This is a genomic window from Sphingomonas sp. RB1R13 (assembly GCF_036663775.1).
GTDB lineage: Bacteria > Pseudomonadota > Alphaproteobacteria > Sphingomonadales > Sphingomonadaceae > Sphingomicrobium.
Window position 1 is genome coordinate 1 of record NZ_JAXOJM010000073.1, and the last position, 1186, is coordinate 1186.

At 69.1% G+C, this 1186-nt stretch carries 2 protein-coding genes and 1 pseudogene; 1 reads left to right on the forward strand and 2 read right to left on the reverse strand.

Annotated features, from left to right (window positions below):
* Together U1700_RS14975 and U1700_RS14980 are read right to left on the reverse strand one after the other, a co-directional pair.
* The coding region (locus U1700_RS14975; protein ID WP_332753475.1) for a peptide chain release factor-like protein at positions 1–203 on the reverse strand (203 nt) is incomplete at its 3' end.
* An 11-nt stretch (positions 204–214) separates the two neighbouring features.
* Positions 215–856 carry an RluA family pseudouridine synthase gene (locus tag U1700_RS14980; protein WP_332753476.1) on the reverse strand — a complete coding sequence of 214 codons (642 nt, stop codon included), beginning with the start codon at positions 854–856 and terminating at the stop codon, positions 215–217.
* Between the two features lie 49 nt (positions 857–905).
* Here U1700_RS14980 and U1700_RS14985 point away from each other — a divergent pair.
* A pseudogene (locus tag U1700_RS14985) lies at positions 906–1186 on the forward strand (D-alanyl-D-alanine carboxypeptidase family protein); the annotation flags it as partial.

The following is a 1186-nucleotide window of genomic DNA, read 5'->3' on the forward strand; positions in this document are numbered from 1 at the left end:
CTCAGCCGCTGTCCCGCCAGCACCGCCAGACGCAGCTTCACCGCCTCGGGCAGGCTGGGCGAGCCGCCCACGTCGAAGCGCAGCAGCACCGCGCTGTCAGTCGTGTTGACATGCTGCCCGCCCGGCCCGGAGGCGCGGGTAAAGCTCTCGGCAATCTCGCGCTCGTCGATCGCGATGGCGCGGGTGACGGGGATCAGCGCCATCGCCGGGTCGCCTAATTCTGGAAGATGCCGAAGCGTTCCGGCGTCGGCGCTTCGGCGACGATCGGGTCCTTCTCGCCGCGCGGCACGGTCAGGCTGGCGGCGTGCAGCAACAGGCCCCCCGGCTCGCCCGCGCCATACACCAAATCGCCGACGACCGGCGCTCCAAGCCCGGTGGCGGCATGGACACGAATCTGATGCGTGCGCCCCGTTTCGGGGCGGAACTCGACCAGCGTACGCCCATCCTCATGACGCAGCGCGCGCCAGCCGGTTCGCGCAGACTTGCCCGAAGGATCGGCGACCATCCGCCAGCCTTCCTCGATCGTCGACACCTTGGCGAGCGGAAGGTCGATCATGCCCTCCCCCTCGACCAGACCGTTCAGCACCGCCAGATAGCGCTTTTCGACCAAGCCGCCCTCGAACGCCTGCTGGAAACGGGCATGGGCCTTCGGGTTGCGCGACAGGAGGAGGCAACCGCTGGTGTCGCGGTCGAGCCGATGGACCGCATGCGGCCAGCGCTTGAAGCCGAACTTCAGCGATTCCAGATGGTTTTCGAGGCTGATCGACCCGTTGCGGGGCCGATCCACGGGCAAGCCCGCCGGTTTGTCGATTACCAGCGCTTCGCCGTCGATGAATAGAACGCGATCTCCGTGCATCGCGCTCCCTTGCCACCGTGCGCGCCGACATGCCAGAGGCGCGCGCGTCATGCCGACCGCTCCTGCCGCGTTCCTGCGCTTTCTGGCGCTGCTGATCTTCGCCGCCCTGCCCGTCGCGGTCCAGGCGCAGTCCTGCGATGGCGCGCTGCCGCCGCCAGGGCCCGATGGCCGGGTGGCGGGGCATTTCCCTTATGGTGACGCGCCGCCGCAGGACATCGTACCCGCCCCCGCCGGTTTCGGGCTGAAACCCTATTGCCGGGTGCACCGGGCGATGCTGGGCGATCTGCAGCGGCTGCTCGATGCGGCAAAGGCCGATCCGTCGGTCGGCGG